Raw genomic sequence first — 15,724 nt, forward strand, 5'->3', positions numbered from 1 at the left:
CTTCGAGAGGTGGGGGTCAAGGGGTCGGGCGGAGCACCCCCAGGCGTTGGGTGGCGCGGGTCAGCGCGACATAGAGGTCGTTGCGACCCCGGGGGACTCGGCGACGATCCCGTCCGGGTCGACCACCAGCACCGAGTCGAACTCCAACCCCTTGGCCTGGCCGACGGTGAGCAGCACCACCCGGCTCTCCAGCTCGGGCTGCTCGCCGACCGCCGCCTCGGGCAGCGCGGCCAGCAGTACACCCGCCAGCTCGTCGGCCCGCCCGACCGGCACGATCACCCCGAGTCGCCCCTCCCGGTCACCCGGGCGGGCATCCGCACCGCCACCGTCCAGCCCGGCGGCCTCCCGACGGGCCGCCTCGACCAGTTCCACGCCGAGCCGGCCCGGCTCGACGGTCCGGTCCCACGGCGGCACCCCGCTGTGGCGTACCGAGCGGGGTGGGCGCAGCTGCGGGTCGATCCCGGCGAGCACCTCGGCGGCGACCGCCATGACCTCCGCCGGGGTGCGGTAGCTGACGGTCAGCTCCTCCAGCCGCCAGCGCCGCGCCACGTACGGTTCCAACGCCTCGGCCCAGGACGGGGTGCCGGCCAGCGCACCGGTCTGCGCCACGTCCCCCACGATCGTCATCGACCGGCTCGGACAGCGGCGCATCAGCAGCCGCCAGGCCATCGGGGTCAACTCCTGCGCCTCGTCCACGATGATGTGCCCGAACGCCCAGCTCCGGTCGGCGGCGGCCCGCTGCGCGGTGGTCAGCCGGTCGGTCTCCTCCTGCCGTTCCAGCAGCCGGTCGGCGTCGATCAGGTCGGTGACACCGAGGATCTCACCGCCTTCGGCCTCGTCCTCCACGTCGATCGAGCGGGAGCCCCGGGCGATCTCCAGCACACCCTCGGCGTACTCGCGTTGGAAGGAGCGGATGCGTTCCCGGCGGGCGGCTGCGGCCCGCTCGTCCTCGCCGAGCAGTTCGGCGGCCTCGTCCAGCAGCGGCACGTCGGCCGGCGTCCAGCCGTCGCCCGGCGGCCGGTGCAGCAGGGCACGTTCGTCGTCGGTGAGCATCGGCGCGGCGGCGGCGATCCGCTCCGGCGAGGCGTACAGGTCGGCGAGTAGCCGCTGCGGGGTGAGCACCGGCCAGAGCTGGTCCAGCGCGGCGGTGACCTCCGGTTCCTCGCGCAGTTCCCGGCGGATCTCGGCGCGGTCCGCCTCCTCCAGCAGGTTGTCCCCGCCGAGCGGATCGGCCCCGATCCGCTCGGCGACCTGCTCGGCGAGGGCGTGTACGACCTCGATGTCGAACAGGGCACGGGCCAGGTTGTGCGGGCGGTCGGTGCGCCGGACCCGGTCCCGGGCCAGGCGTACCGTCTCCGGGTCCAGCCGCAGCACCTCCCGCTGGGGCAACTCGATCTCCAGCGGCGCGTCGGGCACCCACTGCCTGTCCCGGACGGCGGCGGCGAGCACCTCGGCCAGCACCGACCGACCCTTGAGTGCGGCGGTGCGGGCCGGTTCGGCGCGGCGGGCGCTGACCCCGGGGAAGAGGTCGCCGGGGGTGCTGAGCAGCACCCCCGTCTCGGCCAGGGCCGGCAGCACCTGGGAGATGTAGCGCAGGAAGGTGGCGTTCGGCCCGACCAGCAGCACGCCCCGGGTGGAGAGCTGCTGGCGGTGGGTATAGAGCAGGTACGCGGCGCGGTGCAGCGCGACGGCCGTCTTGCCGGTGCCGGGGCCGCCCTGCACGACCAGCACCCCGGGCAGGTCGGCCCGGATGATGCGGTCCTGCTCGACCTGGATGGTCTCGACGATGTCCCGCATCCGGCCGGTCCGGCCGGCGTTGAGCGCGGCGAGCAGGGACGCCTCACCGGTCAGCTCCTCGTGCCCGGTGGGGGAGGCGGTCTCGATGTCGAGCACCTCGTCGTTGAGGCCGGTGACCTTCCGTTCCCGGGTACGCAGGTGCCGCCGCAACCGGACACCCTGCGGGTTGGCGGCGGTGGCGAGATAGAACGGCCGGGCGGCGGGAGCGCGCCAGTCCATCAGCAGCGGTTCGTAGTCGCCGTCGGTGTCGAAGATGCCGATCCGGCCGACGTAGTGCCGGCTGCCGTCGGCCCCGTCGAGCCGACCGAAGGCCAGCCCCTGTTCGACCGCCGAGAACTGCTCTACCTGGTCGGCGTACATCCGCACGGCGCTGTCACGTTGCGAGCGGTCCTGCAGGGTGCCGCCGCCGGTGCGCAGCTCGTCGGTGAGCCGTCGGGTGGCCTGCTCACGCAGGTCGTCCAGCCGGCCGTAGAGCATCGAGACGTACTCCTGCTCGCGGCCGATCTCGTCGTCGGGTTGCCGCAGCTCGTCCGGGTGCGTTGACAAGCCGTCTCCTCGTCGATTAAAATCGCTTCTGGAATGGCTTTGTGCCATTCCTTTTTGTATTTCGGGAACTGTTCAAGATACCGCCTGCGTCGGCACTCCACCAAGCCTTCACCCGGCCCCGGCCGACGCCACCTTCCCGTGGCACACCGCAGGGCGTCCCACCCGGTGTGTTGCCACCCTCCCGGCAGGCGAGGTCGGCGCTGCCGGGGTCGGACACGCCGACGGGGGCCCGTACCGGCTCGCGCCGGCCCGGACCCCGAGGGTCGTAGCGTGCAGGATTCAGCCCCGCGCGGCCTGGTACAGCCGCTCCGGGGTCACCGCCCCGGCGAGCACCCGCCCGTCGTCGGTGAGTAGCACGCTGAACAGCTTCCCGGCGAACAGCCGGCCGCTGCCCCAGTCCCCGCTGACCTTCGGCAACCCGTTGAGCATGTCGAGGGCCTGCGCCGCGCCGGGTCCGTCGGCCGGTCCCGGCTTCGCCGCGTCACCGACCGGGGTGCGCGCCGCGTCCGCCGCGTCCGTCCGCGCCACCAGCACGGTGGTCCAGCCGGTCCCGACCGTACGCAGACCGGCGTCGTCGCCCGCCCCGGGCTTCGCCGCGGCCCCGGCCTTCCGGTGCGCGTCGGCCTTCGACCCGGCCCTGTCCTTCGACCTGGCCCCGTCCTTCGACCCGGCCTCCGCACCTGGGAGGTCGCCGGTCGCCTCGGTCACCTTCACCCCGGGCGGCGGGTTGAAGGTGAACTGGTCGGCGTCCGGCCGGCGGTAGTCGACCTGGGTGAAGGCCATCTCGAAGGCCGGCTGGTCGGCACCGTTGGCGAGCACCTCGAACCGCAGCGGCACGTGCTCGGTCGCGTCGATGGCGATCCGCACCTGGTGCACCAGGGACGCCTGGTCACGCGGGGTCAGCACCAGCTCGTACGCGTCCCGACCGGCGACGGTGGCCGACCGGCCGGTGGTGACCAGCGTGCTCGGGTCGACGGCGGCCAGCGCCCGCTCGGCGGCCTCCTTCGGGGTGACCGGCAACGCGCCCTCCGCCGCCCGCCCGGTCGACTCCGGCAGGGTCCGGTGGGTCGCGGTGTTGGCCTTGCTGTCCCAGGTCCACACGTCCCGGCCGGAACGGATGACGTCCCGCTCACCGAGGGTGTCGAGCAACGCGACCCGCTGCCGGTCCGGACCCGAATACCAGACCCGCAGGGTGTGCGTGCCGCTGAGCAGCGCGGCATCCCCACCGGCCAGGCCGACCAGTTTCGGCAGCCCGAGATCGGCGCGCTGCACCACCGTGCCGGAGAGCCCGTCCAACCGGGCGGTCTGCAGGTCGACGAGCAACTGGGCGGCGCTGCGCGGCGGCAGCGCGGGTTCGGCGTTCGCGGCGAACGTGCCGATCGCGGCACCTCCGCCCACGACGGTGACCGCGGCGGCCAGTGGCACCAGCCACCGCAGGGTGGAACGGTTCTTCAGTACGGACATGGGGCACCTCCTGGGACCATCCTGCCCGTCGGGTGCTGTGAGCCGGCTGAGGACGGCGTCCCGGTCGGTCGCGTCGGGGTGGCACGCTGGGATGATGCGGGTGCTGGTGGTGGAGGACGAGACGCGGCTGGCGGCGGCGTTGCAGCGCGGCCTGACCGCCGAGGGGTTCGTGGTGGACACGGCGGGCACCGGGCCGGCCGGGCTGGACGCCGCCCGGCACGGCGGATACGACGCCATGATCCTCGACGTGATGCTCCCCGGCCTGTCCGGCTACGAGGTGGTCCGCCGGTTGCGCGCCGACGAGTGTTGGCTGCCGGTGCTGATGCTCTCCGCCAAGGACGGCGAGTACGACCAGGCCGACGGGTTGGACTGCGGGGCCGACGACTACCTGACCAAACCCTTCTCGTACGTGGTGCTGGTGGCCCGGCTGCGGGCGTTACTGCGCCGGGGCGCCCCGGAACGGCCGACCGTCCTCGCCATCGGGGACCTGAGACTGGACCCGGCCCGCCGCCGGGTCACCCGCGCCGACACCGAGGTGGTGCTCACCGCCCGGGAGTTCGCACTGCTGGAGTACCTGATCCGCCGCCCCGGCGAGGTGATCTCCAAGACCGAACTGCTCGACCACGTCTGGGACGCCAGTCTGCGTACCGCACCCAACGCGGTCGAGGTGTACGTCGGCTACCTCCGCCGCAAGATCGGCCGGGACCGGTTGGAGACCGTCCGGGGTGCCGGCTACCGGTTGACCTCGTGAGACGCCCCCGCTGGCCGGTGCTCGGCCTGCGCGCCCGACTGATGGTGCTCGGCGTGGCCGGCCTCTCCGTGGGGCTGGCCCTCGGCGGGGTGGTGCTGCTGGTCGCGCTCGGCTGGACGCTGCAACGCACCGTCGACGAGGAGGCGTTCCGCACCGCCGACGCGGTCGCCCGGCTGGCCGGCGAGAACGCCCTGCCCGACCCGCTGCCGGTGGCCGGCGGGCAGCTCCGGGTACAGGTGGTCGACTCCGCCGGGCGGATCCGGGCCGCCTCCATCGACGCCGACCGGCTGGTGCCGATGGTCCGTCCCGACCAGCTCACCGGCACCGGCCGGCAACGCACCGTGGTGCCCGGCCAACGCCTCGGCTGGGAGGGGCCGGTGCGGGTGGTGGCGGTGCCCGCCCAGTCCGCGGGGGAACCGTTGACCGTCCTGGTGGGCCGCTCCACCGTCGACATCCGACACGCCACCCAGGCCGCCCGGACCGTGCTGCTGGTCGCCTTCCCGCTGCTGGTGGGGCTGCTCGCGGTGGTCGCCTGGCGGGTGGTCGGGGCGACCCTGCGGCCGGTCGAGGCGCTGCGCAGCGGGGCAGCCGAGATCACCGGCCGGGACGCGGCCGACCGGCTGCCGGTGCCCGCCTCCCAGGACGAGATCCACCGGCTGGCGGTCACCCTCAACGACATGCTGGACCGGCTGGAGGCGGCCCGTGCCCGGCAACGGTCGTTCCTCGCCGACGCGGCACACGAGCTGCGCAGCCCGCTGACGAACATGCGTACCGAGCTGGAGGTGGCCCAGCGCCTCGGCGACCGCACCGACTGGCCGGTCGTCGCCACCGACCTGCTCGCCGACACCGAACGGCTGGGTCGGCTCGTCGACGACCTGCTGCTGCTGGCCCGACTCGACGAGCAGCCGACACCGGGGGCCGGTCACGCCCGCGAGGCGGGGCCGGTGGAGCTGGGCGGGTTGCTCGCCGAGGTCGCCGCCCGCTGGCCGGGCCCACCGCCCTCCCCCGCGACGGAGCCACCGGACGGGGACGACCCGTCCACCCCACCCGGGGCCGGCCCTTCGTCTGTCCCGTCGGATGTGGTCAGCCGGTGCGTCCCGGCTGGTGTCGGCGTTCCGCCTGTTCCGTCGGGTGGGGGCAGCTCATCGGTGCTGTCGGGTGGGGGCAGCGCGACCGTCCCGCCGGGTGTCGGGGATCCGTCCGGGCCGCCGGTCGTGCTCGTCGCTGCGGCGTCGGGGCCGGTATGGACGGTTGGCGTCCCCGACGAACTGCGCCGGGTGCTGGGCAACCTGGTCGACAACGCCGTCCGGCACGCGCGTACCCGGGTCGTGCTGGCCGTCGAGTCGACGACGGACGGGGCGTACCACCTGGTGACGGTGACCGACGACGGGCCGGGCATCCCGGTGGCGGACCGGGACCGGGTGTTCCGCCGGTTCACCCGGCTGGACGAGGGCCGGGCCCGGGACGCGGGCGGCGCCGGGCTCGGCCTGGCCATCGTCCGGGAACTGGTCCGCCGGGGTGGCGGCACGGTCGACCTCACCGACGCGAAACCCGGCCTGACAGTCCGGCTCCACCTCCCGACCCTCCCAGACCCCGACTAACCACCCCCACCCACCCCCACCCCCACCCCCACCCCCACCCGAGTTGATCAAGAGGTTTGCGTCAGGATTTTCGTTGTGGGTGACGCAAACCTCTTGATCACCGCCGCGTCCAACCGATTGCCTGGGTGATCAAGAGGTTTGCGTCAAAGATCGAGGGTGGGGTGACGTAAAGCTCTTGATCAACTCCGGCGGGGGCGGGGGCGGGGGCGGGGGCGGGGAGGGGGAGGCGGGAGGGGGGAGGGGGTTAGCGGCGGGTGGTGCAGATGCGTTTGGCTCGGGCCACGACGTCGGTGGACCAGACCACGGCGACGGTGAAGCAGTAGTTGGTGGTGCGGTCCAGGCCGTGTACGACGAAGTTGTCGGTGCCGGGCGGCAGGGTCTGGAACGGGCGGGGATCCTGCCCGGCCTTGGCGGCGGAGAGGATCACCGGCCCCTCGCTCCCGGCCGGGTACGTCCAGGTCAGGGTGATGCCGTCGGGTCGGTCGCGCAGCGTCACCTTGCCTGGTGGGGTCCCCGGTGAGGCGGGTGGGACGGCGTTCGGCGTCGCGGCGGTCGGCGTTGCCCCGCTCGGTGCGACGGGCGGCGGGTCGTCGGAACTGCCCACCTGGGACACCCCGGCGATCACCGCGACCGCGCCCAGCAGCACCACCGCGACCCCGACCGCCACCAGCGGTACGGCACCCGGGCGGCGTGGGGGCGGGGCGTGCCGGCGCGGCACCAGCACGGGCAGCAGCCGGGACGGGTCCACCGGCGGCTCCGCCGGCACCACCCGGCGTACCCCGGCGGCCTCCTGCCCGGGGTGGCCCGGCGGCGGGGCGTAGGGGAATTCCCGCCGGTCGCCGGTCACCCCGGACCCGGCCGTCGTGGTGGCCGACTCGGGCGGCCAGTGACCGTCGTCCCCGCCCCAGCCTGACCTGGCCGAATAGCCAGAGCCAGCCGAATGGTCCGACGTGGCCGAATAGCCCGACCCGGCCGAGGTTTCCGATGTCGCCGGATAGTCGGACGTCGAGGGATGGCCGGATGCCGCCTGATGGTCGGACGTCGTCGGATAGCCCGACGCCGCCGGATAGTCGGACGTCGAGGGATGGCCGGATGCCGCCTGATGGTCGGACGTCGTCGGATAGCCCGACGCCGCCGGATGGTCGGACGTCGAGGGATGGCCGGATGCCGCCGGATAGCCAGGCGTCGTCGGATAACCCGATGCCGCCCGATGGTCCGACGTGGCCGGATAGCCGGTGCCGCCGGGGTGTCCGGTGCCGTCACGGGTGGGGTAGCCGGCGCCGGTCGGCTGGTCGGGGGGGCCGAAGCCCGCCGGGTGACCGAAAGCGGTGGGCCGCCCGGTGCCCTGCGGGTAGCCGGTGTCGTCGGGGGGTAGCCGCTGGCCGGGCACCGTCGGCGGGTACGCCTCGTCGGCGGGCACCACCCCGGCCGACCAGGCCGACAGGTCGGGGGGCCCTTCGGCGGGTGGTGGGGTACGGGCGGCCGGCACCACCGGCGCGTCGCGTTCCGGGGTGGGCTCGTCGTCGCAGACGTGATCCGGGTCGGCAGCCGCCCGGGCCAGCGCGGCGACCTGCCGGGCCAGCGGGTCGTCGGCGGCCAGGTGCTGGCGGGCCAGCTCGCGGGCGAGAGCGAGGTTGTCGTGCGCCTCGTCGAAACGGCCGCAGTCGCGTTGCATCGCACCGAGCCGGGCGAGCATCTTGATCCCGCTGGCGTGCCCGTCGCCGTAGACCTCGCGGTGCAGCTCCCACGCGTCCTGGAGGCGTTCGCGGGCCTGGGCGCACTGGCCCCGGGCGTACTCCACGGTGGCCAGGTCGGCGTGCGCGGCGAGCACCCGCAGCGACTCGGGGCCGTCCCAGGCGGTCAGCTCCAGGATCACCTCGGAATAGAGCCGGGCGGCGCGGGCGTCGCTGCCGACCCGGTGCAGCACCGCCGCCAGGGTGGCCGCCGTGGAGATGGTCCGCTGGTCGGAGATGCCGTACAACCGGCTCGACGCCGCGTACGCGAAGGCGGCCCAGCCGCGTGCCGAGTGTGGTTCGCCGAGGGTGACCAGCAGTCGGGCCTGGAGGCCGGCGGCCTCGGCCAGCTCGGGGGAGGCGTGGTCGGGACGGGGGTCCGCGTCGGTCAGCGCGTCGGCCAGCAGACGCTGGGCGCCGGCCAGGTCGCCGGCGGACACCAGGTGCTGCGCCTGGAGGGTCAGTTCACCGAAGCCGGAAGACACGCCCCATCGTGCTTGGCCGGCAACCGTTAGTACAACCCTTGCCGGTCGGCAACTTGGTCAAGAACCGGTCAGGTGGGCGACCAACGTCTCGCTGATCCGGCGCAGCTGGTCCACCTGGGCGGGGCTGAGCGCGTCGAACAGGTGCCGGCGTACCCCCTCGACGTGGCCGGGCGCGGCGGCGGCGAGGGCCGCGAAACCGTCGTCGGTGAGGACGGCGATCTGGCCGCGCCGGTCGGTGGGGCACTCGTCGCGGCGGACCCAGCCGGCGGTCTCCAACCGGGCGACGGCGTGCGAGAGTCGGCTGCGTGACGAGCCGGTGAGGTCGGCCAGCTCGCTCATCCGCAGCCGTCGGTCGGGCACCTCGGAGAGCCGGACCAGGATCTCGTAGTAGGCGTGCGGCATCCCGGCGTCGCGTTGCAGCTCGCGGTCGAGGGTGTCGCTCAGCGCCCGGGAGGCGGTCAGGAAGGCACGCCAGGTCTGCTGCTCGTCGTGGTCCAGCCAGCGGGTCATGACCGTCATCATAGCCGCAATAGTTGAACGCTCAACCAAAACGCGCTACCGTGGGCGGCATGGGAATCCACCGCCTCAACCACGCCGTGCTCTACGTCTCCGACCTGCGTCGCAGCATCGACTTCTACCGCGACGTGCTGGGCTTCCGCCCGGTGCCGATGACCCCGGACGGGTTCCGGGGCGCGGCCTTCCTCCAGGCCCCCGACTCGACCAACGACCACGACCTCGGCCTGTTCGAGATCGGCGCGAACGCCGGCCGCTCGCAGGCCGGCCGGGCCACCGTCGGCCTCTACCACCTGGCCTGGGAGCTGGACACCCTCGACGAGCTGGCCGCGACCGCGCAGCGGCTGGCCGCCGCCGACGCCCTGGTCGGCACCTCCGACCACGGCACCACCAAGAGCCTCTACGGCCGCGACCCCGACGGGTTGGAGTTCGAGATCGTCTGGATCGTCCCGGCCGACCAGCTCGACGAGGACACCCTCGCCGCCCGCAAGCGGATCGGCCGGCTCGACCTCGACCGCGAACGGGCCCGCTACGGCGGCCAGACCCGGGGCGGGGTGGGGATCTCCGTCCCGGTCTGAACGGCCGTAGGGTAGAACGACAGCATGTCGATCGACGCCGTCCTGCCGGAGCTGCTCGTCCGCCAGCTCGACCACTGGCTGCCGGGGGCGCTGCACCGCTCCCGGCGGGCCACCCTCGCGCTGGCGTACGCCGGTGATCCGGGCAGCGCCGAGGCGGCCCTGCGGGTGGTGGCCGGCCACGCCGACCGGCTCCGGGGCCGGCGGCTCACCGTGCTGGTGCTCGCCGACGGCGGCCCCGAACTGCCCGCCCGGCTCGGCGTCGTCGGGGCCGGCCTGCCCGGTGACGTGGCCGTACACGTGGTGCCCGGCGACCCGGCCCGGCTGCCGGTGGCACTCAAGGCGGCCGGCGCGGCGGGCGCACCGCTGCTCACCCTGGTCGACGGTGTGCCGCCGGACCGGGCGCTGCTGGCCGCCACGACCACCGGCCGACCGGCCGAGGTGCTGCTCACCGCCGCCACGACCACCGCCCTGCGGCCGGCCCTGACCGCCGCCGGGTTTCCGCTGGTCGCCGAGGTCGAGCTGGTGCCCGTCGACGGGTCACCGGCCAGCAGGGTGGCCTTCGGCACCGGGCTGGACAGGAGCCTGGAGGCGTTCAAGGACGCCCTCTGGGCCGCCGCCGGGTCCGGCGCCGCCGACAGGTCCAGGGTCACCCACGGGCCCGGGGCGGGCGACGAGTCCAGGGTCACCGACGGGTCCGGGGCCGCCGACGGGTCCATGGTGACCGGCGGGGGCGCTGCGATCCGCTACCGCGACCCGGCCGGCGGGCTGCTCGACGTCGCCGGGCCACCGGCGGCCGGTCCGTTGTGCGGCGAACTGCTCGCCGAGTTGACCCGGCACGGCCCGCGTACGGTGACCGAGCTGCGGCGGCACGCGCTGACCGCGACGGCGTACCGGGCGGTGGACGCCGGGCGCGCGCTCACCGAGCTGCTCGACACCGGTGCGGTCAGCCGGGACCCGGAGCACGGGCGGCTCGGCGGGGACGTGCTGATCAGCGCGGTCCCCGCCCCGGCCGCCCGGTCAACTGCCTGACCACGATGGACGCCCCGGTGGCGATCACCCCGATGCTGAACACCATCTGCACGCAGACGATCGCCTTGGCGAGCTGCCCCTGGGCGTGTACGTCGCCGTAGCCGACGGTGGTGAGGGTGGTCAGGGCGAAGTAGAGCGCGTCCAGCCGGGTGTGCAGCCCGGAGAACTGGTCCGGCCCGCTGCCCGCCACCACGTAGTCGGCCACCGCGAAGGCGAGCAGCCCGGCGACCAGCGCCACCACCAGGCGGCTCAACGACCGGACCTCGTCCTCGCCGACCGGGGCACCGGCACCGAGTTGACGGCCCACCTGGCGGGTCACCAGAAAGGTGACCACGGCGATCAACAGCAGGGTGCCCACCGCGCGCAGGGTCAGCCGCAGGCCGTTCGGATCAGGCTCCAACGGGATCAGGAAGTAGCTGACCAACAGCAGGGCGCAGGCCGCCAGGGTGTGCCGGCGTGCCCGCGCGTAGCTCCCGTCGTCGCGTGCCATGCGGCGATTCTGCTCCGTAGGGGCGGGGCCGACCCGGCGAATCCGGAACCCGACCGGTGCCCTACCGGGGCACAGACGTCGAACGGGACACCGGTGAACCACCGGTGCCCCGTTCGACGAAGGACGTCACGCCCGGGATTTGTCCTGCTTCCAGGACAGCGGCCCCGGCAGGTCGACGCGGTGCGCCTTGGCCTTGGAGTTCCAGGACCAGCGGCCGATCTTGATGCTCCACGACGAGAAGCCGTTCTCGGTGAAGTTCAGGATGATCGGCCCGTACTTCTTGCGCTTACGAAACATCAGGCCCATCGTGGCGCTCCCTTCGCGTTTCCTGTCGTCGTTGCCGTCTCGACCCGGTAGATGCCCGCATCCACCAAATCCGAAACCTGCTCCGGTCCGAGCTGGACGGACGCGGTGACTCAGCGCGGCTCCCACGCGTCGGGCAGGGTGGTCAGCCGCCGCACGTGCGTCGGGAGCCGGCCGCTGACCACCTCGGCGAGGCTCACCTCGTCGAGCACCTGTCGGACGGCGGCGCGGACGGCCACCCAGAGCCGGGGAAGGTTCTCCGCCGAGCCCTCGTACCGGGTCTCCTCGGGGCGCAGCCCGCGTACCCCGGCCAACGGGCCCTCGACGGCGCGCAGGATCGCCCCGACGGTGACCTCGCGCGGCGGTCGGGCCAGGGTGTAACCGCCCTCGGCGCCGCGCTGCGCGCGGACCACGCCGGCCCGACGCAGGTCGGCCAGGACCGCTTCGAGAAACTTGCGCGGCATGTCCTGCTCGCTGGCGATCGCCTGGGTGGAGAGCAGGGAGGGGTAGGCGGTGGCCAGGCTCAGGGCCGCTCGAACCGCATAGTCGCCGCGCGCGGAGATCTGCACCCTGCCATCATGCCCGTCCGGCGGGGGTGCAGGGGTCGCCGGGTCGACGTGGCGCGACGATCCGCTGCGGTGACCGCCCCCGGGCGGCCCGGAACGCACCCGGGCTCACCCCCACCTCCCGGGTGAAGAACCGGCCGAAGTTCGTCGGCTCGGGGAAGCCGAGCTGGCGACCGATCCGGGCCACCGGCTCGTCGGTGGCGGCGAGCAGCCGGCGGGCCTGGAGCGCGACCCGCTCGTCGACCACCTGCTTGGCGCTGCGCCCGGTCACCGCCAGACAGGCCCTGGTCAGGGTACGCACCGAGCAGCCCAGGCGGGCCGCATAGTCCTCCACCCGGCGGGTGTACGGGTAACCCGCCTCCACCTCCCGGCAGAACCGGCGGAACGTGGCCGCCTCGGTCCGCTGCGGATCGGTGTCGTCGGTTGCCCGTTCGGAGTCGCGGGCACCGGGCAGCAGGGCCAGCCGGATGAGCAGGACGGCGAGCTGGTGCCGGAGCAGGGCGCGGGCGGCCGGGTCGTCCCGGTGCCGCCGGTGGTCCACCACGAGTTGGGAGACCTCGTTGATGACGGCGTCCTCGTCCTCACCGGTCAGCTGGTGGTGGTGCGGCACCGCGGCGGGGTCGACGTCCAGCCCGTGCAGGGCGTCGGCGTGCCAGCGCAGCACGATCGCGTCGAGCCGCGCGGGACAGCGCAACACCTGGCCGGGCGTGGCCCGCAGCAGGGTGCCGGGCCGGCAGGGCAGCGCGTGGAAGTCCAGCTCGACGATGCCGTGCCCACCGGTGACCAGGATGAGCAGATCGTTGTCGAGCAGGACCGGCCGGGGTTGGCCGGCGCCGGGGGTGAGGTCGCCCAGCTCCAAGATGTCGATCTCGGGGCTGGGCAGGTCGGGACGGGTTGCCGGGGGGAGCTGACCGGAAGGGACCATCGTCTTCGACCGTAACCGGGGACGGCCGGGGTCGCATCCCGGCGACGGGACCCGGTCGCGCTCCCGGGTGGCCCGGTCGACCGTCGCGGGGTTGTCCGCCCGCCGGGGCCGGGCTACGTTACCGATCGGTAAGGACCGCGACGTGCGATGGGGTGCTCATGACGGATCTGTTCTCGGTCGACGGCAAGACGGTCCTGGTCACCGGCGGCTCCCGGGGGATCGGGCTGATGATCGCCCGGGGCTTCGTCCGGGCCGGGGCCACCGTGGTCATCTCGTCCCGCAAGGCAGACGTGTGCGAGGCGGTGGCCAAGGAACTGTCCGCCGAGGGGCGCTGCGCGGCGATCCCCGCCGATCTCAGCGACGACGCGGGCGCCGAGGCCCTCGCCACCGCCGTCGGCGAACGGTACGACCGGCTCGACGTGCTGGTCAACAACGCGGGCGCGACCTGGGGTGCGCCGCTGGAGTCGTACCCGGACGCCGCGTTCGACAAGCTCTGGTCGGTCAACGTGAAGGCGGTTTTCCGGCTCACCACCGCACTGCTGCCGCTGCTGCGCGCGGCAGCCGACGACGACGACCCGGCCCGCGTGATCAACATCGGCTCCATCGACGGCCTCCGGGTGCCGGCCATGGAGGTGTACGCGTACTCCGCGACGAAAGCAGCCGTGCACATGCTCACCCGCAGCCTGGCCCACCAGCTCGCCGCTGAGCGGATCACGGTCAACGCGATCGCCCCGGGCCCGTTCGACAGCAAGATGATGGCCTTCGCCCTGGACGACCCGGCGTCGCGGGCGGCAATCGCCCAGCAGGTGCCGCTCGGTCGGATCGGCCGCCCCGAGGACATGGCCGGCACGGCGATCTACCTGTCGTCGCGGGCCGGGGCGTACCTGACCGGCGCGGTGATCCCGGTGGACGGCGGCATCACCACCCACGGCTGACCGGCGTACCCGACGGGTGGCCGGCCGGGCCCGGGGGCCGGCGGTCGGGCCGCGTACCGGCGGGCCAGGTCGCGTACCGGCGGTGGGGGTCGCAATGGTGCGGACTGGAAGTGGACGGCCGGAGCCGCGCGGACTCGGCAGATCCGCGCGGCTCCGGTACGGGTCGGTCAGCGGCCGGCGAGCAGCCGGGTCACCGCCGTGTCGACGTCCAGGTGCTCGGCCTCCCGGCCGCGCGGGACGACGACGTAGGTCCGGCGTAGGAAGCGCACCAGCACGCTGCGCGGGACCTCGAACAGGGCGTTACCGTCGGGCGACGACAGGGCCAGCGCGACGAAGTCGCCGCGCGGGGTGGCCCAGGGCCAGACCCGGACGTCGCCGATGCCGGCCGGCTCGTCGAGGCCGGTGACCAGCAGTTCGCGGGCGAAGGACCAGCTCACCGCCTCGCCCCCGGCCGATTCGGCGTGGAACAGGACATGGACCGCATACGGGTCAGCAGGGTCGTAACGCAGGCTGGCACGCACCGGCAATGCGGTGGCGTCAGGCGCGACGAGCCTTAGCGACGTCTCGACCTCTACGGTCGTCGGTCGGATGACACTCATGGACGTTCTCCCCCCGGCACCGCTGCGGAACGCGCGTGTCCCGCTTTTCCCATACTCAGGTGCTACTGCTGGCTACGCTCCGCCATACGCTGACTTCACCCAGTGGTGGGAAGGGGGTCCGAATCGCCGTGAGAATGTGAGAATTCTTGTAGGATTTCCGGTTCTGCCCAGTCGGGAGCCCGTCCGAAGTCGGGTGGTTCAGTCGTCGACTTACTCCGGTAACGTCCAGTGGTCTGCGCAAGTGACGGTCCAGGACGACACTGAGGGGTGAAATGGCCACGAAACGTTCCTCAGTGGATGCGGTGAGTACGGCCGAGTCGCCGAAAGTAGGGGCCCGAGCAGCCAAAAGGCGGGGTGACAGGGTGCCGATCACACCATCGGACCGGGACGGTCGGACGACCTCCGACACCGGTCGCACCGCCGGTGCCTCCCGCGCCGCCCGAGGCCGGCCCCGACCGGCCGCCAACGGTCGGGCCCGGGGCGGCGCGGGCCGGTCGGGCCGTACCGCCCTGGCCGCCCGTCCCACCGGCTGGCGCTGGCGGCTGCGCACCACCCTTGAGCTGATCCGGGCCAACCCCACCGGCCGGGTCGCCCTCAAGATATTCATCGCCGTCGCCGGGGCGCTCGTGGTGACCGTCGGCATCGCCCTCATCCCGCTGCCCGGCCCCGGCTGGCTGATCGTCATCGCCGGCCTCGCCATCTGGGCCGTCGAGTTCCACTGGGCCCGCCGACTGCTCGGCTTCACCCGCCGCCACGTCCACGCCTGGACCCGCTGGGCCACCACCAGGTCGCTGCCGGTGCGGTTCCTGCTCGGCTCCGTCGGCCTGGTCTTCGTCGCCGTGGTGCTCTGGCTCTCGCTCAAGTACAGCCTCGGCATCGATTTGGTCGCCCAACTGCTCCGCTACCTCGCCACGACCTGAACGGGCACCCCGGGTTTTTGGCTCCGCCCCACGATCGGGTAGAGTCAACGGCGCTGAGGGCGATTAGCTCAGTGGGAGAGCGCTTCGTTCACACCGAAGAGGTCGCTGGTTCGATACCAGCATCGCCCACCCTCGATATGCAAAGCTCAAGGCCCCTCGATCGAGGGGCCTTGAGTCGTTTCTGTCGATCAATACCGGTCGAGAGGCAGCGAGAAGGCAGGTGCCGGCGGCAGGCCGGTGACGCCCTTCTGTGCAACGGCAGTGGCTCAGCTCGCTGTCAGCGGGTCTGAGGCGTACCCCTGCTCCACGCACAGTGTCGCCTCGGGGTAGTGGGCGAGCACCTTCGCGCCGTCGCGCTGCGGGTCGGCCAGGCCCACCGTGACGCACCGGCCGAAGTCGGTGCCGCAGGCGGCGAGCGCGGGGAGTAGCGCGGCCAGGCGGCGGTGCATGGTCGGACCTCCAGTGGTACGGCGGGCTGCGCCCTTCGGG

The 15,724-nt window shown here is 73.5% G+C and carries 15 protein-coding genes, 1 tRNA gene and 1 pseudogene; 7 read left to right on the top strand and 10 right to left on the bottom strand.

Translation table 11 applies throughout. The features are described 5' to 3' along the window. Window positions 1-16: 16 nt before the first annotated feature. Together J7462_RS29055 and J7462_RS29060 are read right to left on the bottom strand one after the other, a co-directional pair. Window positions 17-2,274, bottom strand: a pseudogene (locus J7462_RS29055) (ATP-binding domain-containing protein). A gap of 348 nt (window positions 2,275-2,622) precedes the next feature. After that, window positions 2,623-3,807 carry a sigma-E factor regulatory protein RseB domain-containing protein gene (locus J7462_RS29060; protein WP_219468930.1) on the bottom strand — a complete coding sequence of 395 codons (1,185 nt, stop codon included), beginning with the start codon at window positions 3,805-3,807 and terminating at the stop codon, window positions 2,623-2,625. Between the two features lie 94 nt (window positions 3,808-3,901). On the opposite strand from J7462_RS29060, the gene J7462_RS29065 reads away from it, so the two are divergent. Beyond that, on the top strand, window positions 3,902-4,558 hold the full coding sequence (locus J7462_RS29065; protein WP_219468934.1) for a response regulator transcription factor: 657 nt from the start codon (window positions 3,902-3,904) through the stop codon (window positions 4,556-4,558). A gap of 41 nt (window positions 4,559-4,599) precedes the next feature. Beyond that, on the top strand, window positions 4,600-6,159 hold the full coding sequence (locus J7462_RS32715; RefSeq protein ID WP_255599173.1) for an ATP-binding protein: 1,560 nt from the start codon (window positions 4,600-4,602) through the stop codon (window positions 6,157-6,159). 244 nt (window positions 6,160-6,403) lie between these two features. Here J7462_RS32715 and J7462_RS29080 read toward each other — a convergent pair whose 3' ends face one another. Both J7462_RS29080 and J7462_RS29085 read right to left on the bottom strand, forming a co-directional pair. Further along, window positions 6,404-8,377 (bottom strand): tetratricopeptide repeat protein, encoded by a 1,974-nt coding sequence (locus tag J7462_RS29080; protein WP_219468937.1) that lies wholly within the window; start codon window positions 8,375-8,377, stop codon window positions 6,404-6,406. A gap of 57 nt (window positions 8,378-8,434) precedes the next feature. Beyond that, the gene (locus J7462_RS29085; RefSeq protein ID WP_208569877.1) at window positions 8,435-8,896 is read right to left on the bottom strand and encodes a MarR family winged helix-turn-helix transcriptional regulator; all 462 of its coding nucleotides are present in this window, start codon (window positions 8,894-8,896) and stop codon (window positions 8,435-8,437) included. A 50-nt stretch (window positions 8,897-8,946) separates the two neighbouring features. On the opposite strand from J7462_RS29085, the gene J7462_RS29090 reads away from it, so the two are divergent. Then, window positions 8,947-9,468, top strand: a complete 522-nt coding sequence (locus tag J7462_RS29090) for a VOC family protein (protein ID WP_208569876.1) — start codon at window positions 8,947-8,949, stop codon at window positions 9,466-9,468. Between the two features lie 24 nt (window positions 9,469-9,492). After that, on the top strand, window positions 9,493-10,497 hold the full coding sequence (locus J7462_RS29095; RefSeq protein WP_219468940.1) for a hypothetical protein: 1,005 nt from the start codon (window positions 9,493-9,495) through the stop codon (window positions 10,495-10,497). Here the strand turns inward: J7462_RS29095 and J7462_RS29100 are convergent. The 4 genes from J7462_RS29100 to J7462_RS29115 form a co-directional block, all read right to left on the bottom strand. Continuing rightward, the gene (locus tag J7462_RS29100; protein ID WP_219468943.1) at window positions 10,457-10,987 is read right to left on the bottom strand and encodes a potassium channel family protein; all 531 of its coding nucleotides are present in this window, start codon (window positions 10,985-10,987) and stop codon (window positions 10,457-10,459) included. The two genes, J7462_RS29095 and J7462_RS29100, sit on opposite strands and share 41 nt — an antisense overlap. Window positions 10,988-11,113: 126 nt before the next feature. Next, entirely contained in the window at window positions 11,114-11,293 is a 180-nt protein-coding gene (locus tag J7462_RS29105; RefSeq protein ID WP_208569874.1) for a DUF4236 domain-containing protein, read from the bottom strand. A 110-nt stretch (window positions 11,294-11,403) separates the two neighbouring features. Beyond that, window positions 11,404-11,859, bottom strand: a complete 456-nt coding sequence (locus J7462_RS29110; RefSeq protein ID WP_208569873.1) for an Rrf2 family transcriptional regulator — start codon at window positions 11,857-11,859, stop codon at window positions 11,404-11,406. Between the two features lie 7 nt (window positions 11,860-11,866). Then, window positions 11,867-12,781 (bottom strand): AraC family transcriptional regulator, encoded by a 915-nt coding sequence (locus J7462_RS29115; RefSeq protein ID WP_219468946.1) that lies wholly within the window; start codon window positions 12,779-12,781, stop codon window positions 11,867-11,869. A 158-nt stretch (window positions 12,782-12,939) separates the two neighbouring features. Here J7462_RS29115 and J7462_RS29120 point away from each other — a divergent pair, with 158 nt between their 5' ends. Beyond that, window positions 12,940-13,716, top strand: coding sequence for a glucose 1-dehydrogenase (locus J7462_RS29120; RefSeq protein WP_219468949.1), 777 nt, complete (start codon window positions 12,940-12,942; stop codon window positions 13,714-13,716). A gap of 167 nt (window positions 13,717-13,883) precedes the next feature. Here the strand turns inward: J7462_RS29120 and J7462_RS29125 are convergent, their stop codons facing one another. Next, window positions 13,884-14,315: an SsgA family sporulation/cell division regulator gene (locus J7462_RS29125; protein ID WP_053653619.1), complete on the bottom strand. Its 432-nt coding sequence runs from the start codon at window positions 14,313-14,315 to the stop codon at window positions 13,884-13,886. Window positions 14,316-14,608: 293 nt separating this feature from the next. Here J7462_RS29125 and J7462_RS29130 point away from each other — a divergent pair, with 293 nt between their 5' ends. After that, entirely contained in the window at window positions 14,609-15,235 is a 627-nt protein-coding gene (locus tag J7462_RS29130; RefSeq protein WP_374197557.1) for a TIGR02611 family protein, read from the top strand. Window positions 15,236-15,292: 57 nt separating this feature from the next. After that, window positions 15,293-15,364: transfer RNA gene (locus tag J7462_RS29135), tRNA-Val, on the top strand. A 137-nt stretch (window positions 15,365-15,501) separates the two neighbouring features. On the opposite strand, the gene J7462_RS29140 is transcribed toward J7462_RS29135, so the two are convergent. Beyond that, complete coding sequence (locus J7462_RS29140; RefSeq protein ID WP_219468953.1) at window positions 15,502-15,684, bottom strand: hypothetical protein; 183 nt, start codon at window positions 15,682-15,684, stop codon at window positions 15,502-15,504. Window positions 15,685-15,724 lie beyond the last annotated feature (40 nt).

Origin of the sequence: Micromonospora sp. RL09-050-HVF-A (assembly GCF_019374995.1) — a bacterium.
Lineage (GTDB): Bacteria > Actinomycetota > Actinomycetes > Mycobacteriales > Micromonosporaceae > Micromonospora > Micromonospora antibiotica.